The organism is Pseudomonas sp. PS01270, from assembly GCF_029959775.1.
GTDB lineage: Bacteria > Pseudomonadota > Gammaproteobacteria > Pseudomonadales > Pseudomonadaceae > Aquipseudomonas > Aquipseudomonas atacamensis.
This window is the reverse complement of record NZ_JASCPT010000016.1, coordinates 1-21,210: the sequence shown is the minus strand read 5'-3', so window position 1 is coordinate 21,210 and position 21,210 is coordinate 1. Positions and strand designations below refer to the sequence as shown.

The window sequence follows — 21,210 nt, the reverse complement described above, 5'->3', positions numbered from 1 at the left end:
GCATGAATATCGCTCATGTTGGTACGAGCGTCATAACGGTAGAATCGCAGCCTTTTTTATCATCGAGATCAGCAGCATGCCGCACCGCTTCATCAGTTTATGGTTGCTGGTCCTGAGCGGGAGCGTTGCGGCGCAAGATCCTGCCATTTCTTCTTCCATCTCCTACACCCGCGATATCCAACCGATCTTTACCGAGAAGTGCGTAGCCTGCCATGCCTGCTATGACTCGGCCTGTCAGCTCAATCTCGGCAGTGGTGAAGGCGCCGCCCGTGGCGCGAGCAAGATGCCGGTGTACGACGGCGAACGCACCCAGGCTGCACCGACCACGCGCTTGTTTTACGACGCCTTCGGCAAGCGCGCCTGGCAGCAGAAAGACTTCTATTCGGTGCTCGACGCCCAAGGCAGTCAGGCTGCGCTGATGGCACGCATGCTTGAACTCGGCCACAAGACGCCGCTGACGCCGAATGCCAAGCTGCCCGAAGACATTGTCCTGGGGCTCAATCGCAACAATCTATGCGCAATGCCTGCGGAGTTCGACGGATATGCCGGCGCGCACCCGAAAGAGGGCATGCCGCTGGCGGTCACTGGCCTGACCGACCAGCAATACCAGACCCTGCAGCGCTGGCTGGCGTCTGGCGCGCCGATCGACGAGCAGAGCCTGGCGCCGAGTGCCAAAGAGGCCATGCAGATCCTGCAGTGGGAAAACCTGCTCAATGCTCCCGGTGCGCGGCAGAGTCTGGTGGGGCGCTGGTTGTTCGAACACTGGTATCTGGCGCACATCTATTTCAAGGACGGCGAGCCGGGGCATTATTTCCAGTGGGTGCGGTCGCGTACTCCGAGCGGCCAGCCGATCGACCTGATCGCCACGCGCCGCCCCAACGACGACCCGGGCACGCAGGTGTATTACCGCTTGTGGCCGGTGCAGGGGGTGATCGTGCACAAGACGCACATCACTTATCCGCTGAGCGCGGCGAAAATGGCGCGGATCAAGAGCCTGTTCTACAACGGCAACTGGCAGGTCAATGCGCTGCCGGGTTACGGGCCGCAAAGCCGCGCCAATCCGTTTGCCACCTTCGAGGCGATTCCGGCGCAGGCGCGCTATCAATTCATGCTCGATAACGCCGAATACTTCGTCCGCACCTTCATTCGCGGCCCGGTGTGCCGTGGGCAGATCGCGACCGACGTGATCCGCGACAACTTCTGGGCGCTGTTCCAGGCCCCGGAGCATGACCTCTACATCACCGACCCGAACTACCGTGGCCAGGCCACGCCGCTGCTGGCGATGCCGGGGCAGAACGACGATGTCGGCAGCGTGCTGAGCCTGTGGCGCAACTACCGCGACAAGCGCAACGAATACGAAGCCTTGCGCCGCGACAGCTACGCCGATCTGCCGGCGCCGAGCTGGTCGACGCTGTGGGCCGGCAACGACAACGCCTTGCTGAGCATTTTCCGCCACTTCGACAGCGCTTCGGTGACCAAGGGGCTGATCGGTGAGGTGCCGCAAACCATGTGGCTGTTCGACTATCCACTGCTCGAGCGCACCTACTATCAGCTCGCGGTCAATTTCGACGTGTTCGGAAACGTCTCCCATCAGGCGCAGACCCGTCTGTATTTCGACCTGATCCGTAACGGCGCCGAGCAGAACTTCCTGCGCCTGATGCCCGCTGACTCGCGCGAGGATTACCTCAACGATTGGTACCAGGACGGCGGCCAGTTCAAGATGTGGCTCGATTACGAGGCCATCGATGACGACAAACCGACCGCGCTCAAACTCGACGAAAAAGACCCGAAACATGATTTCGCCATGCAGTTGCTGGCGCGCTACGGTGATCTGAACGCGCGGCCAGACCCGATCAATCGCTGCGACGGCGCTTATTGCTCGCGACCGAATATTGATCCGGCGTTGCAGAGCGCCGAGCAGGCCCTGAGCCGTCTGGCCTCGCGACCGGCCGCAGGGTTGAAAGTCATCGACCAGATGCCCGAAGCGACCTTGCTGCGTGTCGAAACCGCCAGCGGCAAGCGCGAGGTCTACAGCGTGCTGCGCAACCGCGCGCACAGCAACGTGGCGTTTCTGCTCGGTGAGTCGCTGCGCTATCAACCGGGTCTCGACACCTTGACGATCTATCCGGGCGTACTCAGCAGTTACCCGAACTTCATGTTCAACGTACCGGCCGAGCAGGTGCCAGCGTTTGTCGATGCCATGGAGAATGCCAGGGATGCCAATCGGTTCGAAAAAATCGTCGAACGCTGGGGCATTCGTCGCAGTCATCCGCAGTTCTGGCTGTATTTCCACGATCTGAGCCAGTACATCCACGAAACCGATCCGGTGGAAGAGGGTGTGCTGGATATGAACCGGTACGAGAACCTTTGAGCATTCGCAGGCATATGCCGGGATTCTTTCCCGACAAAAATACTAGGACTTTGTCAGCCGCGCCGATTGGCGTAAACTGCGCCCAAGCCTGCGAGGAGTTTTTATGACCGCTATTACCATTACCGACGCCGCCCATGATTACCTGGCCGATCTGCTCTCCAAGCAGAACACCCCGGGCATCGGCATCCGTGTCTTCATCACCCAGCCTGGTACCCAGTACGCCGAAACCTGCATTGCCTACTGCAAGCCAGGCGAAGAGAAACCCGAAGATACCGCGCTGGGGCTGAAAAGCTTCACCGCCTACATCGATTCCTTCAGCGAAGCGTTTCTTGACGACGCCGTTGTCGACTATGCCACCGACCGTATGGGCGGCCAGCTGACCATCAAGGCGCCAAATGCCAAGGTGCCGATGGTCAATGCCGACAGCCCGGTCAACGAGCGCATCAACTACTACCTGCAAACCGAGATCAACCCGGGGCTGGCCAGCCACGGCGGTCAGGTCAGCCTGATCGATGTGGTCGAGGACGGCATTGCCGTGTTGCAGTTCGGTGGCGGTTGCCAGGGCTGCGGCCAGGCCGACGTGACCTTGAAGGAAGGCATCGAGCGCACTCTGCTCGAGCGCATCCCGGAGCTCAAGGGCGTTCGCGATGTGACCGACCACACGCAGAAAGAAAACGCCTACTACTAAGGCGTTCGCTGCGAACATGAAAAACGGCGCCCGTGAGCGCCGTTTTTTATGCCTGTGGCTTGATCATGCCCACGCTCCGCGTGGGCATGCAGCCCGGGACGCTCCGCGTTCCACTCACGGTCGGTACAAATGCGCATGCCCGGCGCGATACAACGAAGACTCGCTGAACACCTCGCTGCCCAGCACCCGCCCGACCAGAATCAGCGCCGTACGCCGAAACCCTTTGGCCTCGACCTTTGCGGCAATGTCCGCCAGTGTACCGACGACCCAGTTCTGATCCGGCCATGTCGCGCGGTGAATCACGGCAATCGGGCAGTCCGCGCCGTAATGCGGCAGCAATTCAACCAAAATCTTTTCCAGATGATTGACCCCCAAATGAATGGCCATGGTCGCGCCATGCTGCGCCAGGCTGGCCAGCTCCTCGCCAACGGGCATCGCGGTCTTGTCGGCGTAACGGGTCAGGATCACGCTTTGCGAAATGTCCGGCAGGGTCAACTCGGCGCCCAGCAGCGCTGCGCATGCAGCCGTGGCGGTCACGCCCGGAATGATCTCGAAAGGAATGCTCAGCTCACGCAAGTAGCGGATCTGCTCACCAATCGCGCCGTACAGACCTGGATCCCCCGAATGCACGCGGGCAACATCCTGGCCTTTGGCATGGGCCGTCCTGATCAGGTCGATGATCTGTTCCAGATGCAGTTCAGCGCTGTTGACCACGGTTTCGGCCTGATGACCTTCCAGCACCGCTGCGGGTACCAGCGAACCGGCATAAATGATCACCGGGCAGCTGCGAATCAGCCGTTGGCCTTTGACGGTGATGAGTTCCGGGTCGCCGGGGCCGGCGCCGATGAAGTAGACGGTCATCGTTGAATCCTTGTGAAGAGGCGCAGCCCCACTGCAGATGAAGCGTGCTCATGATCAATGGCGGGGATTATCGGGATTTTATGCAGCGCCGGCCAATGCCAGCGTGGCCTGCGCATATTTCTGCCGGTGGATCAGCAGTTTCGCCGGCGCCTGAATCAGTTGCTCGGCGAGAGCCAGCGCGGCGCTTTCCGCCACGCCGTAGCAGCCGGTGCGCTCAAAGGCGATCTGCGATTGATGGCTGAGGCGCTGCTGATAGGGCGCCAGTTCGGCACTGTTGAAATACTGCAGCGGCAGGTTCAATTGTGTGGCCAGTTCCAGCAACCCCGGTTCGTCGCGCTTGAGGTCGATACTCGCCAAAGCCTTGACCGCTCGCAGCTCGATGCGGTGCGCCTGCAACGCTTGATCGAGTAACGCACGCAACGTACTGGCCGGGCAGCCCCGCTGGCAGCCGAGGCCGACCACCAGGGTCGGCGCTGCGCGGTCATCGGTCATGCCTGATATGGGCCTGCGCTTTTGCGGCGGAACAACCATGCACTGATCAGGCCCAAGGCCAGCCAGAACGCGACGTTGGTCAGCTGCGAAGCGATTTTGAACTGGGTTTCCAGTGCCTCTGGGGCAAGCATCGAATGCACCTGCGGTTGCGGCGCGCCGATCACATGCGGCACGGCGAGAATCGCCACACCGAGAAGCTTCATCAGCCAGTGGCGGCTGAAGGCGATCAGTGCCAGGCCGACGGCGGTCGAAGCGGCAGTGCCGATCCACCAGATCTGCCGCGATGCCAGATCGGCGGCCGCAGTGCCCGGCAATTCAGGTGGCAGGCCCAAGGTCGGCGCGAGAACGAACGTCGCGTAACCGGCCAGACCCCAGAGCAGCCCTTGCGAGGTCTTGGTCGGCGCGCGCAAGGTGTACAGGCCGGCGAGCATCAGGGCGAAACCCACCGCCACCACCAGATTGCCGCCAGTGGTCGATACCACGCGCTGCCAGCCGTCTTCCGGCTCCCAGGCTTCGCCATCATGGCTGTGGGCGGCGGTGCCGGCGGCGTGTTCGTGAACTTGCGCGACCGGTTCGGATTTCTCGAAGGTTTCGGCCTGCAGAATCAGTGGCGATACCCAGAAACTCTGCAGCAGGGTCAGCAGCAGGGCGGCCAGCAAGCCGGTGAAGCCTGCGGTTTGCGCGATACGCTTGATCATCTCGGCAAGCCTCAGTGGCACGGGAACGCGGCGCTGTGGCGGGTATCGTGGGCGGCGTTGTGCACCGCTTCGATGTGCGAGAAACCGGCGAACCAGACCAGGCTGGCACCGAGGATCGAGGCGAAGAGGGCGGCGGCCACGCGTTGGCCGAGTGTGGTGCTGCTGGAGATGTGGTCAGTGTGGCTGACGGTATTGCTGATGATCGACATAGCGCTTCCCTCTGAAATGTCAGCGGGTAAACAGAGCGCATGAAAATCCCTGCGAGCCGGGCACGCAGGGATTTCGAACAGCGCCCGCCCACCGCGGGTTTGTTTGTGGTCAGCGGCGCTTGCGCGTGCTGGGTGTTGCGGGCCGGTCTCCGGGCTTGCGAGGGGTTGGCACGAGGCCGACCTGCAAGCGTCACCTTCCCATGCCGGGGCACAGTGGTCTGACGCTTCGCTCGCTTACCGTTGCGGGGGCAGCACCGGACTGACATGGCTTTGAGTAAAGCACATGATTCACCGGTTTCCCGTTTCACCCTGTGAAGGGCACCCGTAACAAGGTGGGCAGGAGAACATGGGTTTGGGTTTTTAGTCAATTTTCGGGGAGTTTTCGGTGCTGCAGTGGGGGTATTTTTCTGATGTTTTTGTGTGTATATCCGTTGCTGCGGGTGTTGCTGATTACGGTTTCGCCCTTACGGCGAGGCACTTTTTCCAAACGCCGAAAAAGTACCCAAAAAGGCTTGCTCCTACGTTCGGCCCTCGCAGGCTCGGGTTCCTTCGCTGCGGGACTGATCCGGGCGCAGCGGCTACGGTTTGCTTCGCTGCACCTCCTTCCGCTGTGTACGACTGCGTCGTACGGTCGCTGCGCTCCCACGCCCGGATCAATCCCTCCGCTCAGCCTTCCGACGTCGCCGGTGGATCAAGATCAAGAGCACTCGAGCTAACGCTCATTGTTGAGTGGTGAAAAGCGTGTGGTCTGCTTTGGATCTGTGTTGGATTCTCCCCTCACCCCAGCCCTCTCCCGAGGGAGAGGGAGCCGATTTGCGGGCTTTTCAGAATCTGCATTCGACTCGATATCGCAAGTCGGCGTATTTCGCCTAAACACCTCGGTCAGTCCCCTCTCCCTCGGGGAGAGGGCTAGGGTGAGGGGCTCTAGATCTGGCTTTTGCTTTGGCTTTGATCTTTTGCCCCTTCAGCAGGCTGCGCCCGGATCGGTCCCGTAACGAAGGTACCCCGAGCCCCAGCGAGCGGGCCGTACGCCGGGGCAAAGCCTTTTGGTTCCTTTTTGCTGTGCCGGCACTCCGGCGTTTGAAAAAGGGACTCGCTGTAAGAGCAAAACCTTAAGAAGCCGTTACCGCAGCAACGGATATACCCCCAGTTTCAGACTCACCGACCATTGACCCACGACGGACCCATGCGTAGCCTTGCGCTTTCGAGGTTCTTCGGCACTCGCCGAAGCTAAGAAGGGAACGCGGTCAAAGCCGCGGCTGCCCCCGCAACTGTGAACGGTGATGTTCGTTGCCACGCCACTGCCAGCTCAACCGATGAGCCAGCGGGAAGGCGCAATGGACGCCAGGCCCAGCGCCTGAACGCCGTCAGCCAGGAGACCTGCCTCGTCACAGATTCTCACTACAACCGGGCGGGGTGATCCGGTGGCGAATGCTTCCGGCGTGCATGCGCGCTGCCGGTTCTCGTCCCGTATGCCCGCCGCTTGCCAAAGGGCATACCGATGAAAACACTGGCCAAACTCCCCGTCACCATCGTCACCGGTTTCCTCGGTTCGGGCAAAACCACGCTGCTGCGGCACATGCTCGATAACGCTCAGGGCCGGCGCATCGCGGTGATCGTCAACGAGTTTGGCGAGCTCGGCATCGACGGTGAAATCCTCAAGCAATGCACCATCGGCTGCACCGAAGAAGAGGCCAGCGGCCGCGTTTATGAGCTGGCCAACGGCTGCCTGTGCTGCACCGTGCAGGAAGAATTCTTCCCGGTGATGCGCGAACTGGTCGCCCGTCGAGGTGACCTCGATCACATTCTCATCGAAACCTCCGGCCTGGCCCTGCCCAAGCCGTTGGTGCAAGCCTTCCAGTGGCCGGAAATTCGCAGTGCCTGCACCGTCGATGCAGTCATTACCGTGGTCGACAGCCCGGCCGTCGCTGCTGGCACCTTCGCCGCGTTCCCGGATCAGGTCGATGCCCAGCGCAAACTCGATCCGAACCTTGATCACGAGTCGCCGCTGCACGAATTGTTCGCCGATCAACTGGCCAGTGCTGACCTGGTCATCCTCAACAAGGCCGACCAGACCAGCGCGGAAGATCTGGCTCGGGTGCGCGCTGAAGTCGCCGAAGAGCTGCCGCCAGCAGTGAAAATCATCGAAGCCAGCAATGGCCGCCTGCCGCTCGACGTGTTGATCGGCCTCGGTGCCGGCTCCGAGGAACACATCGACAGCCGCCACAGTCACCACGATCACCATCACGACGGTGATGACGACGACCACGATCACGACGCCTTCGATTCGATCTCCATCGAACTGCCGCAAGCCGACGAAAGCCTGCTGCTCGATGCGCTGACGCAACTCGTGGTGCAACACGGCATTCTGCGCGTGAAAGGCTTCGCGGCGATTCCGAACAAGCCGATGCGCCTGTTGATCCAGGGTGTGGGCACGCGTTTCGACAAGCATTTCGACCGTCAGTGGGGCGCCGAAGAAGCGCGCGTCACGCGTCTGGTGCTGATCGGTCAGGAACTCGATGCCGCACAACTCGAAGCGCAATTGCGCGCTGCGCTCAGCGTTTAAGCCATGCACCTGCTCAGGACCCAGCCCGGCGGATTCGTCTCGGACGACAACATTGCCGACCTCGGACAAACCCCCGCCGAGCTGGTGATCCTGTGCAGCGGCGATTCCAGCCTGGCGCTGCTTGCCGAGGCTGCGCAGCAATTGCCGGATGACTATCCGAGCCTGCGTCTGGCCAACCCGATGCAGGTGCAGAATCATGCCTCGGTCGATCTGTATGTCGACGAAGTCCTGCGCCACGCCAAGGTCATTCTGATCTCCCTGCATGGCGGCATTGCCTATTGGCGCTACGGTGTCGAGCGGCTGGTCGAGTTGTCCGAACGCGGCGTGCAACTGATTCTGGTGCCCGGCGATGACCGCCCGGACCCCGAGCTCAGTGACTTGAGCACGGTCAGCGCCGAAGTACGCGATCGACTCTGGCAATTTCTGCGTCAGGGCGGCATGGGCAATGCGCTGGATTTCTTCCGTTGCCTGGGCAACCAATGGTTCGCCCGCGATTACCCGTGGAACGAGCCGCAAACCCTGCCGCGCACGGCGATTTATCACCCACAGAAAAACAGCGCTGCCCTGAGCGACTGGCAAGCCGAATGGCTGCCCGGTCAACCGGTGGCGGCGCTGTTGTTTTATCGCTCGCATTTGCAGGCGGCGAACACCGCGTTCATCGATGTGTTCTGTCAGCGTTTGCAGGCAGCCGGGCTCAATCCGCTGCCGATCGCGGTGGCCAGTCTGAAAGAACCCGGTTGTCTGTCGGTTGTCGAGGACTGGCTGGATGAAGTCGAGGCGGGGGTGATTCTCAACACCACCGGTTTTGCCCAGTCCAGCCCCGAAGCGCCGCATCTGCGCCCGTTTCGCCGCAACATTCCGGTGATTCAAGCGATCTGCGCCCAGGACAATGAGCCCGGCTGGCGCGACAGCGAACAGGGCCTTGGGCCGCGCGATCTGGCGATGCACATTGCTTTGCCGGAGCTTGACGGGCGCATCATCAGCCGACCGATCAGCTTCAAGGATCTGGCGTGGCGCAGCGAGCGCAGTCAGTCCGATGTGGTCTGCTATCGCGCCCAGCCCGAACGCATGGATTTCGTCGCCGAACTGGCGCGGCGCTGGGTTGCTTTGGCACACGTGCCGAACGGCGAAAAACGCATCGCGTTGATCCTCGCCAACTACCCGACCCGCGACGGCCGCATCGGCAATGGCGTCGGCCTCGATACGCCGGCGGCGGCGCTGAATATCCTCCGCGCATTGCGTGCTGAAGGTTATCCGATCACGGCCGAGTTGCCCGATAGCGGCACCGAGCTGATCCAGCAATTGCTCGGCGGTGTCAGCAACGACCTCGACAGTCTCGACCTGCGCCCGTGCCAGCAAAGCCTGGCGATGGACGATTACCTGGCAATGTTCAACGCGTTGCCGGAGGCGAATCGCGCTGCGGTAGTCGAGCGTTGGGGATCGCCACACAACGATCCGATGTGTCGCGACGGCCGGCTGATGATCGCCGGTCTGCGCTTCGGTCTGACCTTTGTCGGCATTCAGCCTGCACGCGGTTATCAGGTCGATCCGAGCGCGGTGTACCACGACCCGGATCTGGTTCCGCCGCACGGCTATCTGGCGTTCTATTTCTGGTTGCGCAACACCTACGGTGCCCACGGCGTGATCCACGTCGGCAAGCATGGCAATCTCGAATGGCTGCCGGGCAAGGGCGTTGGGCTATCGGAAAACTGCTGGCCGGATGCGTTGCTCGGCCCGCTGCCAAATATCTATCCGTTTATCGTCAACGATCCGGGCGAGGGCGCCCAGGCCAAACGGCGCACGCAAGCGGTGATCATCGACCACCTGATGCCGCCACTGACCCGCGCCGAAACCTACGGGCCGCTGCGCAATCTGGAGCTGCTCGCCGACGAGTATTACGAGGCGCAACTGCTCGATCCGCGCCGCGCCCGTGAGTTGCAACGCGACATTCTGCAACTGGTGCGGGACACGCAAATCGACCGCGAATTGCAACTGGATGCCGCGCTGGACAGCGATGCCGATGCGGCGATCTGGTTGCCGCGTCTGGACACTTATCTGTGCGACCTGAAGGAATCGCAGATTCGCGACGGGTTGCACATTTTTGGCGAATCGCCGAGCGGGCGCTTGCGTATCGATACCTTGCTGGCGTTGCTGCGCATCCCGCGCGGTGACGGCAAAGGCTCGCAGTCGAGTCTGCTGCGAGCACTGGCCAAAGCGTTTGATCTCGGTTTTGATCCGCTGGATTGCGCCTTGGCCGATCCTTGGAACGGCCCGCGTCCGACCGAGTTGCAGACCCTCAGCGCAGAAGTCTGGCGCACCGCCGGCGACACCCGCGAACGCCTCGAGTTATTTGCCGCAGACCTGATCTCCCAAACACTGAATGTCCCCTGTGCGAGCGAGCATGCTCGCGAAAGCGGTGCGTCAGGTAAATCATTGTTGAATGACACACCGAGTTCGCGAGCAGGCTCGCTCCCACAAGGGTCGGGGTACGCGGAGGTTAATTCGATACTCGAGCATCTGCGCGAAGTCGTCGCCCCACGGCTCGACGCTTGTGGCCCGGCCGAAATGCGCGGTCTGCTTGACGCCCTCAGCGGTCGTTTCGTCCCCGCCGGCCCCAGCGGTGCTCCGAGCCGTGGTCGTCTCGACGTGCTGCCCACCGGGCGCAACTTCTATTCGGTGGACGTGCGCAATCTGCCGACTACCACCGCGTGGCGCATCGGATTCCAGTCGGCGACGCTCATCCTTGAACGACACTTGCAGGACCACGGCGATCACTTGCGCCAACTCGGCTTGTCCGTGTGGGGCACCGCAACCATGCGCACCGGCGGCGATGACATCGCTCAGGCCATGGCGTTGATGGGCGTGCGTCCGGTCTGGGCCACGGGCAGTCAGCGCGTGGATGATTTCGAGATTCTGCCGCTGAGTCTGCTCGATCGTCCCCGGGTCGACGTGACGCTGCGGGTTTCGGGCTTTTTCCGTGATGCGTTTGCCAATCTCATCCGCCTGTTCGACGCCGCCGTGCAAGCGGTGGCCGCGCTGGATGAGCCGGATGACTTGAACCCATTGGCCGCCAAGGTGCGCGCCGAACGCCAAGCGCTGTTGCAGTCGGGCGTCGATGAAGATACCGCGCTGCGTCAGGCCGGGTGGCGCATCTTCGGCGCAAAACCGGGAGCTTACGGCGCCGGGGTGCAAGGCGCCATCGATGGGCGTCTGTGGCAGACCCGCGAAGACCTCGCCGAGGTTTACCTGAACTGGGGCGCCTACGCTTACGGCGGCGCCGACGAGGGCACGGCTGCCCGCGAGCAGTTCAGCCAGCGTCTGAGCCAAGTCCAGGCAGTTCTGCAGAACCAGGACAACCGCGAGCATGACTTGCTCGATTCCAACGATTACTACCAGTTCCATGGCGGCATGCTCGCGGCGGTGGAGACGCTGCGCGGCGAAGCGGCGGCCAGTTATCACGGTGATCACAGCCAGCCGGATCTGCCGAAGATTCGTACCCTGAAGGAAGAGTTGAACCGTGTGGTGCGCTCGCGCGCGGCGAATCCGAAGTGGATCGACGGGGTCAAGCGTCACGGCTACAAAGGCGCGTTCGAACTGGCGGCGACGGTTGATAATCTGTTCGCTTTCGATGCGACCACGCAGTTGATCGATGACCATCAGTACGCGTTGCTGGCGGAGGCATATTTGCTCGATCCGGCGACCCGGGATTTTGTTCGTGAACATAATCCGCATGCTCTGCGCGACATGACCGAACGCATGCTCGAAGCGCAGCAGCGCGGGATGTGGCAGGAGCCTGGGGCTTATAAAGAGGCGCTGGAGAATTTGCTGTTGGATATCGAGGAAGATATGTAGCCGCTAAAAAGCTACCCTCACCCCAGCCCTCTCCCGGAGGGAGAGGGAGCCGATTTGTGTTGGTTTTGAGGCCTGAGTTCAACTCGATAATTCAGGTCGGCGCAACTTGCAAGAGCACCCAGATCAGTTCCCTCTCCCTCTGGGAGAGGGTTAGGGTGAGGGCCACCCAACTGACACGCCACTAAAACTCAAGCACACCAAAGACCACGAAAGGGAAAACCCAAATGACCGACACCCCGCATTTCCCACTCTCCGCCGTGGTCGGCGCCGATGACCTGAAGCTCGCCCTGTGCCTGACCGCCATCGACCCGAAAATCGGCGGCGTACTCATCGAAGGTCCGCGCGGCATGGCCAAGTCGACGCTGGCCCGGGGCCTGGCGGACCTGCTCGCCAGCGGCCAGTTCGTCACTTTGCCGTTGGGCGCTACCGAAGAGCGGCTGGTCGGCACCCTCGATCTCGATGCTGCCCTCAGCGACGGTCGCGCGCAGTTTTCGCCCGGTGTTCTGGCCAAGGCTGACGGTGGCGTGCTCTATGTCGATGAGGTCAATCTGCTGCCCGATCACTTGGTCGACCTGCTGCTCGATGTCGCCGCCAGCGGTACCAATCTGATCGAGCGTGACGGCATTTCCCATCGGCATTCGGCCAAATTCGTCCTGATCGGCACCATGAACCCGGAAGAGGGCGAGCTGCGGCCGCAACTGCTTGACCGCTTCGGCTTGAACGTTGCCCTGAGCGGCCACACCGCGCCCGCCGAACGCGGACAGATCATTCGCCGGCGGCTGGATTTCGACAGCGATCCACAAGGGTTCTGCGCGCAGTGGGCGAGCGAGCAACACATCCTGCGTTCGCGCTGTGAAAGCGCCCGCGAGCGCTTGGCAGCCATCCCGCTGGATGACGCGGCATTGGCGTTGATTACCGAGCGTTGTTTCGCTGCTGGCGTCGATGGCTTGCGCGCCGATCTGGTCTGGTTGCGCGCGGCCCGCGCCCATGCGGCGTGGCGTGGGGCGGATGCGATTGCTGAAGAGGACATCGACGCGGTGGCCGAATTTGCCCTGCGCCATCGCCGTCGCGAACACCCTTCATCCAGCGCCCAATCACAAGCGCAATCTCCGTCAGGCACAGACAGCAAATCCGGCGAAGGCCAGGGCCAGTGGGGCGAGATGCCGGCAACGGCGCAAGCCACCGGTGCCCGCCGCGAACTTCCGAGTTGGCCGCCACTGGCAAAAAAGCCCTAGGCATTCGCCCTCGATCCGACGCGGGGGCGAATGCCAGACCCCGTGCCGGACAACTCGACAATGGCCGCCAGGGCCAACGCCAGAGCGCCAGCAGCGGTTCGGTGAACTGGCCGGGCACGCTGCTCAATGGCCGCCCGCAGCGCCGCGCCGATTTGCTGTTTCAACAGCGCACCCGTTCGCCCCATGAAATTTGGCTGGTGATCGTCGACGCGTCGGCTTCGACCCGTCGCCATCAGGCCTTGAGCGATGCCAAGGGCCTGCTCGCGCAGTTGTTCGACGATGCTTACCACCAGCGGGCGCGGCTGGCGTTGCTGACTGCCAGTGGTTCTGCGCCGAAATGGCAGGTGCAAGGCTTGAAGGCCTCAAGCGGCCTGAGCGCTTGGCTCGACGGTCTGGGCGCCGGTGGCGGCACGCCGTTGCTCGCGGCGCTGGACCAGGCGCAGCAATGGCTGACGGTTAGACGCAAGCGCTTTCCCGCCGAACAGCAACGCTGCCTGATCGTGACCGATGGTCGCGTGAAAGAACTGTCGGCGTTGCCGGTGCTGGCGTGTCCGGGATTGCTGATCGACATTGAGCGCGGGCCGATTCGACTGGGCCGGGCGAAGGATCTTGCGACCGCGCTGCAAGCGCAGTATCAGCATATCGATGAGCTGGGTTTGCGCTGAAATCCGCCGCGCTGCTCAAACCCTGTGGGAGCGAGCCTGCTCGCGAAGGCTTCTTCAGCAACGCTGAAAATCTTCGGTTACATTGATTCGTACAGATTTTGAAATGATTTGCCGCTGTAGAACAGGCCGGTCGACGCTGTACGCTCGAAGGCCATTTTTCATTCAGGATCTACATGAACACCCTCTCGGAGCCTCCCAGTCAGCACTCTCCAGCACGCCTTCGCGCGGTCTTGATCCTTTCGCAGCATCCCGTCTTCCGACTTCCGACTATGGTTGATAACGCGGCTCTTGAGCCTTCGCGTTGCACTTCGCCGTGTACGGCCGCCTGAATTCACTGAAGAGAGATCGAGACGTTTTATGGAATGGTTAGCAGATCCCACAGCCTGGTTAGGCCTGTTGACTCTGATCGTGCTGGAACTGGTGCTGGGTATCGACAACCTGGTGTTCATCGCAATTCTTGCCGACAAACTGCCGCCGCATCAGCGCGATCGCGCGCGGATCATCGGCCTGTCGTTGGCGTTGATCATGCGCCTGGGCCTGTTGGCGAGCATTTCCTGGCTGGTTACGCTCACGCAGCCGTTGTTCGAGGTGTTCGACAAGAGCTTCTCCGGGCGTGATCTGATCATGCTGTTCGGTGGCGTGTTCCTGTTGTTCAAGGCGACGATGGAGTTGCATGAACGGCTCGAAGGCCATGTCGGCGAGCGCTCGACCAACACAACCTACGCGCTGTTCTGGCCGATCGTGGCGCAGATCGTGGTGCTCGACGCGGTGTTCTCCCTCGATGCGGTGATTACCGCTGTGGGCATGGTCGATGAACTGGCGGTGATGATGATCGCCGTGATCATTTCCATCGGCCTGATGATCGTCGCCAGCAAGCCGCTGACCCGCTTCGTCAACGCGCATCCGACCGTGATCATGCTGTGTCTGGGCTTCCTGATGATGATCGGTTTTGCCCTGACCGCCGAAGGTCTGGGCTTCCATATCCCGAAAGGTTACCTGTACGCCGCCATCGGTTTCTCGATCCTCATCGAAGTCTTCAACCAGATCGCCCGGGCTCGGCGCAAACGTTCGATGCAGGGCGTGCGCCCGATGCGCGAGCGCACGGCCCATGCGGTGATGCGTCTGCTCGGTGGCCGCAAGCTGGCGGCGGAGGAGGTTGGTGAGGAAATCTCCGACCTGCTGGACAACGGTGAAGCGCCGGTGGCCGAGCTGTTCGACCGTCGTGAGCGGGTGATGATCAGCGGTGTGCTGCAACTGGCGGAGCGGCCGATTCGCAACCTGATGACGGTGCGCGCCGACGTTGACCTGATTGATCTTGCCGATGACGCCGAAACCATTCGCACGAAGTTGATGCATTCGTCGTATTCACGCTTGCCGCTGATTCGCGATGGCGCGGTGGACGAGCCGCTTGGCTTCGTACACAAGAAGGAACTGCTCAAGGAGTATCTGGCGGGCAACGAGCCGAACCTTGAGCATCTGGCACGCAAGACCGTCAATCTGCTCGACAGTTACTCGATCCTCAATGCCCTGGAGCAGATGCGCGCGGCATCGACGCACATCGCCTTCGTGGTCAATGAGTTTGGCGATTTCGTCGGCGTATTGACCATGACCGACATCCTCGAATCGATCGCCGGTGAGTTGCCCGATGCCAGTGAAATCGAAGGCCCTGATGTGGTCGAAGAGCGCGGCGGGTTTCTGGTCAGCGGCGCGCTGCCCTTGGCTCGCGTTCGCCAGCGTACCGGCTTCGATGCCGAGCCGACCGAGGATTATCAGACCATGGCCGGGTTGGTCATGAGTCTGCTGGATCGGTTGCCGATGACCGGTGATCGGCTGGAATACGAGGGCTGGCAACTGACCGTCAAAGCGGTCGAAGAGCGGCGGGTGACGCGCGTGTTGCTGGAGCGTGAGGTGGCTTGAGCATTCGCGGAATGGCGCAGCGGTCGCTGCGCTTGTTACTGATGAAACGTAAAGCGGTCCTTGCCCGTATGCTTTGATTCGTACAACGCCGCATCCGCCTTGATCAGCGCCTGATTCAACGAGTCACCCTCAGCCACCCGGGTAATGCCGATGCTGATGGTGACCGGGTGCTGGGTGGGCTGTTCACGCACTGACTGGCACAGTTGCGTGGCAAGGCTTTCAACGTCCTCGCGCCGCACTCCCGCCAGATAGATCGCGAACTCCTCACCGCCCATACGCGCGTAGTCAAACGCAATCATCACTGTCTTGATATCGGCAGCGACGCGAATGAGCACCTCATCACCGATGTCATGCCCGTAGGTGTCGTTGACCTTCTTGAAGTTGTCGATGTCGATCATCATCAGGTAATGATCGCGCTCGCGCGGGCTTGCCAGCAGCCGTTGCCCTGCGTGGGTCATGAACGAGCGTCGGTTGGGAATCTGCGTCAGCGGGTCGTTATAGGCCTGATCCAGCAGCAGCCGCGACATCAGGTAGTTGTTCAGCTTGGCCTCACGAAATTTCAAAAAGGTGTACACCGTGAGCGCGCAGAGGAACACGCTGTAGCAGGCAGTCAGGACGCCGCGCAGTTCAGTGATTTCGGTAGTGGTGGCGAGAAACGGGTTGAGGATCACCCAGATCACAACTTGTACCGCAAAGAACGCCCAGCGCCGCAGCGGCAGTACCGACACGCTGTACAACATGCTCGCTGCGGCCAGCACCAGCCACAAGCTGTGCGAAGCAGGCGCGAGGCCGTCGACGATCATTCGCACACCGACGGTCAATCCCAGGACCAGCAACAGGGTGAGCACATCGAAATGGCTAGCCCTGCGCGTAAAACCGAGCACCACCGTCAACAGCGCGAAACCAGCGAGAAACGCCATCGAGCGCCACGTGAAACCCTGGCCGCCGAGAAAACTGACGATCAGATCAAACAGCAGCCACATGAAAATGCTGACCACATAGATCAACAAGCTGAACGGTTTGAGCCGTTCGAATTCGCGCTGGAGAAACTCTTCCCTCAACTCGTTAGACGCGGTTTCCTTCAACGCTTGCGCTTCAATGGTTTCGAACATGCTTGTCCCGCTGTCTGCGCCGATCCTGGCAACCACCCGAACCGGCGGGCGGCGCGCAATGTGTTCGCTCAACAGCAAAGCAGGCAGACCGCGGGTTGTCCAATCCCGGTCGGGTTCAGCGCAGAAGCCGGTGGCGCGAACCAGTGACGGTGCGCAACGACTTGAGCGTGCGCCTCAGCCAGGCCAGATCATGGTGAGGTTTGCGTGGCGTTGCGGGAGCCTTTGTTCTGCCGACATGCCGGGCCATATCCTTCGCCAGGGTTTCCTCGGTGCCGATACCTTTGAGCTTTTTCAGCAGCCTGCCGTTTTTATAGAACAGCACTGTTGGCGTGCCCGTGACATTCGGGTGCTTGGGCGATTGGCTGGTGTTGAGCATATAAATGTTGGCGCGCAGTCGGTAAGGCTCGGCAATCTGCCGAAAGATCGGCCCGGCCCATTCGCAGGCGGGGCAGTGTTCATTGGCGAAATACAGAATGACCGGACGCCAGGTTTTCAGGGCTTTGCGGTAAACCGGGGCCAGCGCGGAAGTTGTGTTTGTGGCGTTCATCGAAGGGTCCTTTTCAACGAGCGGGTAGGCACCTTGACGTTAAAGGAGCAGGGGCGTCGCGGTCTACTGTCAGAAATTACAGGTGGGCTGCGTAACCACGAGAAGTGCTGTCGTGACGGTGATAGCCGTCGGGAAACGGCAGGGTGGGGATGTCTACAGGCAGGCGCTAAAGCGCTGATACCGGGTCTTGTTCAACTGTCACCCTGATTCGCACCACAACGGCGCGATCTGACCCAAGTTGGGAACGCATTACCCCTTTAATGGCTGTGTCAGGTCTTTCCTTCGTTCTAAGTCGGGCCAAACCCTTTGGTCCACGAACCATATCTTGTTGATTCCAATAGCGTTCAAAGCAGTTACAGATTTCGCGAGATTCCTGTGGCACACTTTCTGCTGTTTATTCCGTAGTAACAAACCGTGTTCCGGTATAGCGGAATAAACACAATTCTGGAGTGCTTGCCATGCATCGCCGTCCTTCTTTGTTCAAAGCGTGTGTTTTTGTTCTTGCGGCTTCTTCCTCGGTCATGGGCCTGGCCCAGGCTGCCGACAGCAAGCTCGACAGTGTTCTCGCCCGTGGCAAGTTGATCGTGGGCACCGGCAGCACCAATGCGCCGTGGCACTTTCAGGGCGCGGACGGCAAGTTGCAGGGTTTTGATATCGACATCGCCAGGATCGTGGCCAAAGGGCTGTTCAACGACCCGAGCAAGGTCGAGTTCGTGGTGCAGTCGTCCGATGCGCGGATTCCCAATCTGCTCACCGACAAGGTCGACATGAGCTGCCAGTTCATCACCGTTACCGCCAGCCGCGCACAGCAAGTCGCGTTCACCCTGCCGTACTACCGCGAAGGTGTTGGGCTGCTGTTGCCGAACAACAGCAAGTACAAGGAAATCGAAGACCTGCAGGCGGCGGGCGATGACGTCACCGTTGCGGTGCTGCAGAACGTCTACGCCGAAGAACTGGTGCATCAGGCATTGCCCAAAGCCAAGGTCGATCAGTACGACAGCGTTGACCTGATGTACCAGGCCGTGAACTCCGGCCGCGCCGATGCCGCCGCCACCGATCAGTCCTCAGTCAAATACCTGATGGTGCAGAACCCTGGCCGCTACCGCAGCCCGAGCTATGCCTGGAGCCCGCAGACTTACGCCTGCGCCGTCAAACGTGGCGATCAGGACTGGCTGAACTTCGTCAACACCGCGCTGCATGAAGCCATGACCGGTGTTGAGTTCCCGACCTACGCCGCCTCGTTCAAACAATGGTTCGGTGTTGATCTGCCATCTCCAGCCATCGGTTTCCCAGTCGAATTCAAATGATCCCGTGAGAGTGGGGCGATGACCGTCGCCCCGCTCAAGGTACTGCTGACCATGAACTATCAGTTGAACTTTGCCGCCGTGTGGCGCGATTTCGACACCTTGCTGGCGGGGCTCGGTCTGGGCTTGCAACTGGCGCTGGTGTCGATCGCCATCGGCTGCGTGATCGGCCTGCTGATGGCGTTTGCCTTGCTGTCGAAGCATCGCGCCTTGCGGGTGCTGGCCTCGGTGTACGTCACGGTAGTGCGTAACACGCCGATCCTGGTGTTGATTCTGTTGATCTACTTTGCACTGCCCAGCCTTGGCATTCGTCTGGACAAGATTCCTTCGTTCATCATCACGCTGTCGCTGTATGCCGGCGCGTACCTGACCGAAGTCTTCCGTGGCGGCTTGCTGAGCATTCCCAAAGGCCAGCGCGAAGCCGGGCTGGCAATCGGTCTCGGTGAATGGCAGGTCAAGGCTTACGTCACCGTGCCGGTGATGCTGCGCAACGTGTTGCCGGCGCTGTCGAACAACTTCATTTCGCTGTTCAAGGACACCTCGCTGGCGGCTGCGATTGCGGTGCCGGAGCTGACCTATTACGCGCGCAAGATCAACGTCGAAAGCTACCGGGTGATCGAAACCTGGCTGGTGACCACGGCGTTGTATGTCGCGGCCTGTTACCTCATTGCCATGCTGCTGCGTTACCTCGAGCAGCGTCTGGCGATCCGCCGATAGGAGGCTGCGATGTACGAATCTCCCAGTTGGTTGCATGAATTGTGGGTCGCGCGCGAGCCGTTGTGGCAGGGCTTTCTGACCAGTGTGCAGGTCTCGGCGCTGGCCATTGTGTTGGGCACCATGCTCGGCGTGGTTGCCGGCCTGGTCCTGACTTACGGCAAGTTCTGGATGCGCGCGCCGTTTCGGCTGTACGTCGATCTGATTCGCGGCACGCCGGTGTTTGTATTGGTGCTGGCCTGCTTTTATATGGCGCCGGCGCTCGGTTGGCAGATCAGTGCGTTTCAGGCTGGAGCCCTGGGCCTGACACTGTTTTGCGGCTCGCACGTCGCCGAAATCGTTCGTGGTGCGCTGCAAGCCTTGCCGCGCGGGCAGATGGAGGCGGGCAAAGCCATCGGCCTGACGTTCTATCAATCCCTCGGCTACGTACTGTTACCTCAGGCGCTGCGGCAGATCCTGCCGACCTGGGTCAACTCGTCCACCGAAATCGTTAAGGCGTCGACCTTGCTCTCGGTGATCGGCGTCGCCGAATTGCTGCTCAGCACGCAACAGATCATCGCCCGGAACTTCATGACCCTGGAGTTCTACCTGTTCGCCGGTTTTCTGTTCTTCGTCATCAACTACGGCATCGAATTACTCGGCCGGCACATTGAAAAGCGGGTGGCCCTGCCATGACTCAAGCTCAAGTTGCTTCACAGGATCAGGCATTGCTGGATATTCGCGGCCTGCACAAACAGTACGGCACGGTGGAAGTGCTCAAGGGTGTCGACCTGAGCATGCAGCGCGGCAACGTCGTCACGCTGATCGGCTCCAGCGGTTCGGGCAAAACCACGCTGCTGCGTTGCGTGAACATGCTCGAAGAATTCCAGGGCGGGCAGATCCTGCTCGACGGCGAGTCCATCGGCTACGACGAGGTCAACGGTAAACGTGTGCGCCATGCGGAAAAGGTCATTGCCCGCCATCGTGCGATGACCGGCATGGCCTTCCAGCAATTCAACCTCTTCCCGCACCTGACCGCGTTGCAGAACGTCACCTTGGGCCTGCTCAAGGTGAAGAAAATGCACAAGGACGAAGCCGTGGTGCTTGCCGAAAAATGGCTGGAGCGTGTCGGCCTGCTGGAGCGGCGCAATCACTTTCCCGGTCAGTTGTCCGGCGGTCAGCAACAGCGCGTAGCGATTGCGCGGGCGATTGCGATGAACCCGAGCCTGATGCTCTTTGACGAAGTCACCTCAGCCCTCGACCCGGAACTGGTCGGTGAGGTGCTCAACGTGATCAAGGGGCTGGCCGAAGACGGCATGACCATGTTGCTGGTGACCCACGAAATGCGTTTCGCCTTCGAGGTCTCGGACAAGATCGTTTTCATGAATCAAGGGCGGATCGAAGAGCAGGGACCTCCCAAGGAACTGTTCGAACGCCCGCAATCGCCGCGTCTGGCGGAATTTCTCAAGAGCACGCGGTTTTGAATCTGCACTTTTGCAATCAGGAGAAACACCCATGAGCATTACGCGTTACGGCACCGGCAGCACCGCCGCCGGCGGCCAGCCTCGTCCATTCGCCCGCGCAGTTGAAGCGGATGGCTGGCTGCATGTGTCCGGCCAGGTACCGGCGGTGGATGGCGAGATCATCGTTGGCGGCATCGTCGAACAGACCCACCAGACCATGAAGAACCTGATCGCCATTCTCGAAGAGGCTGGTTATGGTCTTGAAGACGTGGTCCGCGCCGGCGTCTGGCTGGACGATCCACGGGATTTCAGCAGTTTCAACAAGGTCTTCGCCGAGTATTTCAAACCCGAACACGCCCCGGCGCGGGCCTGTGTGCAGGCGAGCATGATGGTTGATTGCAAGGTTGAGATTGACTGCATTGCCTACAAGAAGAAGGCCTGAAACAAGTGCAGCCCTCTTCGCGAGCAGGCTCGCTCCCACATTTGGAATGCGTTTTTCTGTGGGAGCGAGCCTGCTCGCGAAAGCGATGTAACAGG

The 21,210-nt window shown here is 60.9% G+C and carries 18 protein-coding genes and 2 riboswitches; of the genes, 12 read left to right on the top strand and 6 right to left on the bottom strand.

Features of this window, described 5'->3' with window-relative positions; genetic code table 11:
- The first annotated feature begins 76 nt into the window (after positions 1-76).
- Together QMX86_RS07905 and nfuA are read left to right on the top strand one after the other, a co-directional pair.
- Positions 77-2,371: a fatty acid cis/trans isomerase gene (locus QMX86_RS07905; RefSeq protein ID WP_282383402.1), complete on the top strand. Its 2,295-nt coding sequence runs from the start codon at positions 77-79 to the stop codon at positions 2,369-2,371.
- A gap of 103 nt (positions 2,372-2,474) precedes the next feature.
- A complete protein-coding gene (nfuA, locus tag QMX86_RS07900) occupies positions 2,475-3,059 on the top strand; it encodes a Fe-S biogenesis protein NfuA (protein ID WP_003225494.1) in 585 nt (194 codons plus the stop codon).
- A gap of 114 nt (positions 3,060-3,173) precedes the next feature.
- Here nfuA and cobM read toward each other — a convergent pair whose 3' ends face one another.
- From cobM to QMX86_RS07880, 4 genes are all read right to left on the bottom strand, one after another.
- Positions 3,174-3,920 carry a precorrin-4 C(11)-methyltransferase gene (gene cobM, locus QMX86_RS07895; protein ID WP_282383399.1) on the bottom strand — a complete coding sequence of 249 codons (747 nt, stop codon included), beginning with the start codon at positions 3,918-3,920 and terminating at the stop codon, positions 3,174-3,176.
- A gap of 78 nt (positions 3,921-3,998) precedes the next feature.
- Positions 3,999-4,412 carry a cobalamin biosynthesis protein gene (locus QMX86_RS07890; protein WP_122507089.1) on the bottom strand — a complete coding sequence of 138 codons (414 nt, stop codon included), beginning with the start codon at positions 4,410-4,412 and terminating at the stop codon, positions 3,999-4,001.
- Positions 4,409-5,110: a CbtA family protein gene (locus QMX86_RS07885; protein WP_056785224.1), complete on the bottom strand. Its 702-nt coding sequence runs from the start codon at positions 5,108-5,110 to the stop codon at positions 4,409-4,411. Before QMX86_RS07885 ends, QMX86_RS07890 begins: the two co-directional genes overlap by 4 nt.
- A gap of 11 nt (positions 5,111-5,121) precedes the next feature.
- On the bottom strand, positions 5,122-5,319 hold the full coding sequence (locus tag QMX86_RS07880) for a CbtB domain-containing protein (RefSeq protein WP_016774486.1): 198 nt from the start codon (positions 5,317-5,319) through the stop codon (positions 5,122-5,124).
- 122 nt (positions 5,320-5,441) lie between these two features.
- Positions 5,442-5,660, bottom strand: a riboswitch (cobalamin riboswitch).
- Between the two features lie 849 nt (positions 5,661-6,509).
- Positions 6,510-6,722: riboswitch (cobalamin riboswitch) on the top strand.
- A gap of 98 nt (positions 6,723-6,820) precedes the next feature.
- Here QMX86_RS07880 and cobW point away from each other — a divergent pair.
- The 5 genes from cobW to QMX86_RS07855 all read left to right on the top strand — a co-directional run bounded on the left by cobW (position 6,821) and on the right by QMX86_RS07855 (position 15,554).
- Positions 6,821-7,885 carry a cobalamin biosynthesis protein CobW gene (cobW, locus tag QMX86_RS07875; RefSeq protein ID WP_024012737.1) on the top strand — a complete coding sequence of 355 codons (1,065 nt, stop codon included), beginning with the start codon at positions 6,821-6,823 and terminating at the stop codon, positions 7,883-7,885.
- A 3-nt stretch (positions 7,886-7,888) separates the two neighbouring features.
- On the top strand, positions 7,889-11,737 hold the full coding sequence (gene cobN / locus QMX86_RS07870; RefSeq protein ID WP_282383386.1) for a cobaltochelatase subunit CobN: 3,849 nt from the start codon (positions 7,889-7,891) through the stop codon (positions 11,735-11,737).
- 224 nt (positions 11,738-11,961) lie between these two features.
- Positions 11,962-12,972 (top strand): AAA family ATPase, encoded by a 1,011-nt coding sequence (locus QMX86_RS07865; protein ID WP_282383383.1) that lies wholly within the window; start codon positions 11,962-11,964, stop codon positions 12,970-12,972.
- Positions 12,945-13,637 carry a VWA domain-containing protein gene (locus QMX86_RS07860; protein ID WP_282383380.1) on the top strand — a complete coding sequence of 231 codons (693 nt, stop codon included), beginning with the start codon at positions 12,945-12,947 and terminating at the stop codon, positions 13,635-13,637. The genes QMX86_RS07865 and QMX86_RS07860 overlap by 28 nt, the downstream gene beginning before the upstream one ends.
- Positions 13,638-13,994: 357 nt before the next feature.
- Positions 13,995-15,554, top strand: coding sequence for a TerC family protein (locus tag QMX86_RS07855; protein WP_016774490.1), 1,560 nt, complete (start codon positions 13,995-13,997; stop codon positions 15,552-15,554).
- Between the two features lie 35 nt (positions 15,555-15,589).
- Here QMX86_RS07855 and QMX86_RS07850 read toward each other — a convergent pair whose 3' ends face one another.
- Both QMX86_RS07850 and QMX86_RS07845 read right to left on the bottom strand, forming a co-directional pair.
- Positions 15,590-16,666, bottom strand: a complete 1,077-nt coding sequence (locus QMX86_RS07850; protein WP_122699207.1) for a GGDEF domain-containing protein — start codon at positions 16,664-16,666, stop codon at positions 15,590-15,592.
- A gap of 115 nt (positions 16,667-16,781) precedes the next feature.
- Positions 16,782-17,213: a thioredoxin family protein gene (locus tag QMX86_RS07845; RefSeq protein WP_282383326.1), complete on the bottom strand. Its 432-nt coding sequence runs from the start codon at positions 17,211-17,213 to the stop codon at positions 16,782-16,784.
- A 458-nt stretch (positions 17,214-17,671) separates the two neighbouring features.
- Between QMX86_RS07845 and QMX86_RS07840 the strand changes: the two genes are divergently transcribed.
- Genes QMX86_RS07840 through QMX86_RS07820 form a run of 5 tightly spaced genes read left to right on the top strand, consistent with a single transcriptional unit; the run spans position 17,672 to position 21,115 of the window.
- The gene (locus QMX86_RS07840) at positions 17,672-18,520 is read left to right on the top strand and encodes a transporter substrate-binding domain-containing protein (protein ID WP_016774493.1); all 849 of its coding nucleotides are present in this window, start codon (positions 17,672-17,674) and stop codon (positions 18,518-18,520) included.
- Between the two features lie 51 nt (positions 18,521-18,571).
- Entirely contained in the window at positions 18,572-19,234 is a 663-nt protein-coding gene (locus QMX86_RS07835) for an amino acid ABC transporter permease (protein WP_024012746.1), read from the top strand.
- Between the two features lie 9 nt (positions 19,235-19,243).
- On the top strand, positions 19,244-19,906 hold the full coding sequence (locus QMX86_RS07830; protein ID WP_133338115.1) for an amino acid ABC transporter permease: 663 nt from the start codon (positions 19,244-19,246) through the stop codon (positions 19,904-19,906).
- Positions 19,903-20,694: an amino acid ABC transporter ATP-binding protein gene (locus tag QMX86_RS07825; RefSeq protein ID WP_130887818.1), complete on the top strand. Its 792-nt coding sequence runs from the start codon at positions 19,903-19,905 to the stop codon at positions 20,692-20,694. Before QMX86_RS07830 ends, QMX86_RS07825 begins: the two co-directional genes overlap by 4 nt.
- Before the next feature lie 31 nt (positions 20,695-20,725).
- Positions 20,726-21,115, top strand: coding sequence for a RidA family protein (locus tag QMX86_RS07820; RefSeq protein ID WP_016774497.1), 390 nt, complete (start codon positions 20,726-20,728; stop codon positions 21,113-21,115).
- Positions 21,116-21,210 lie beyond the last annotated feature (95 nt).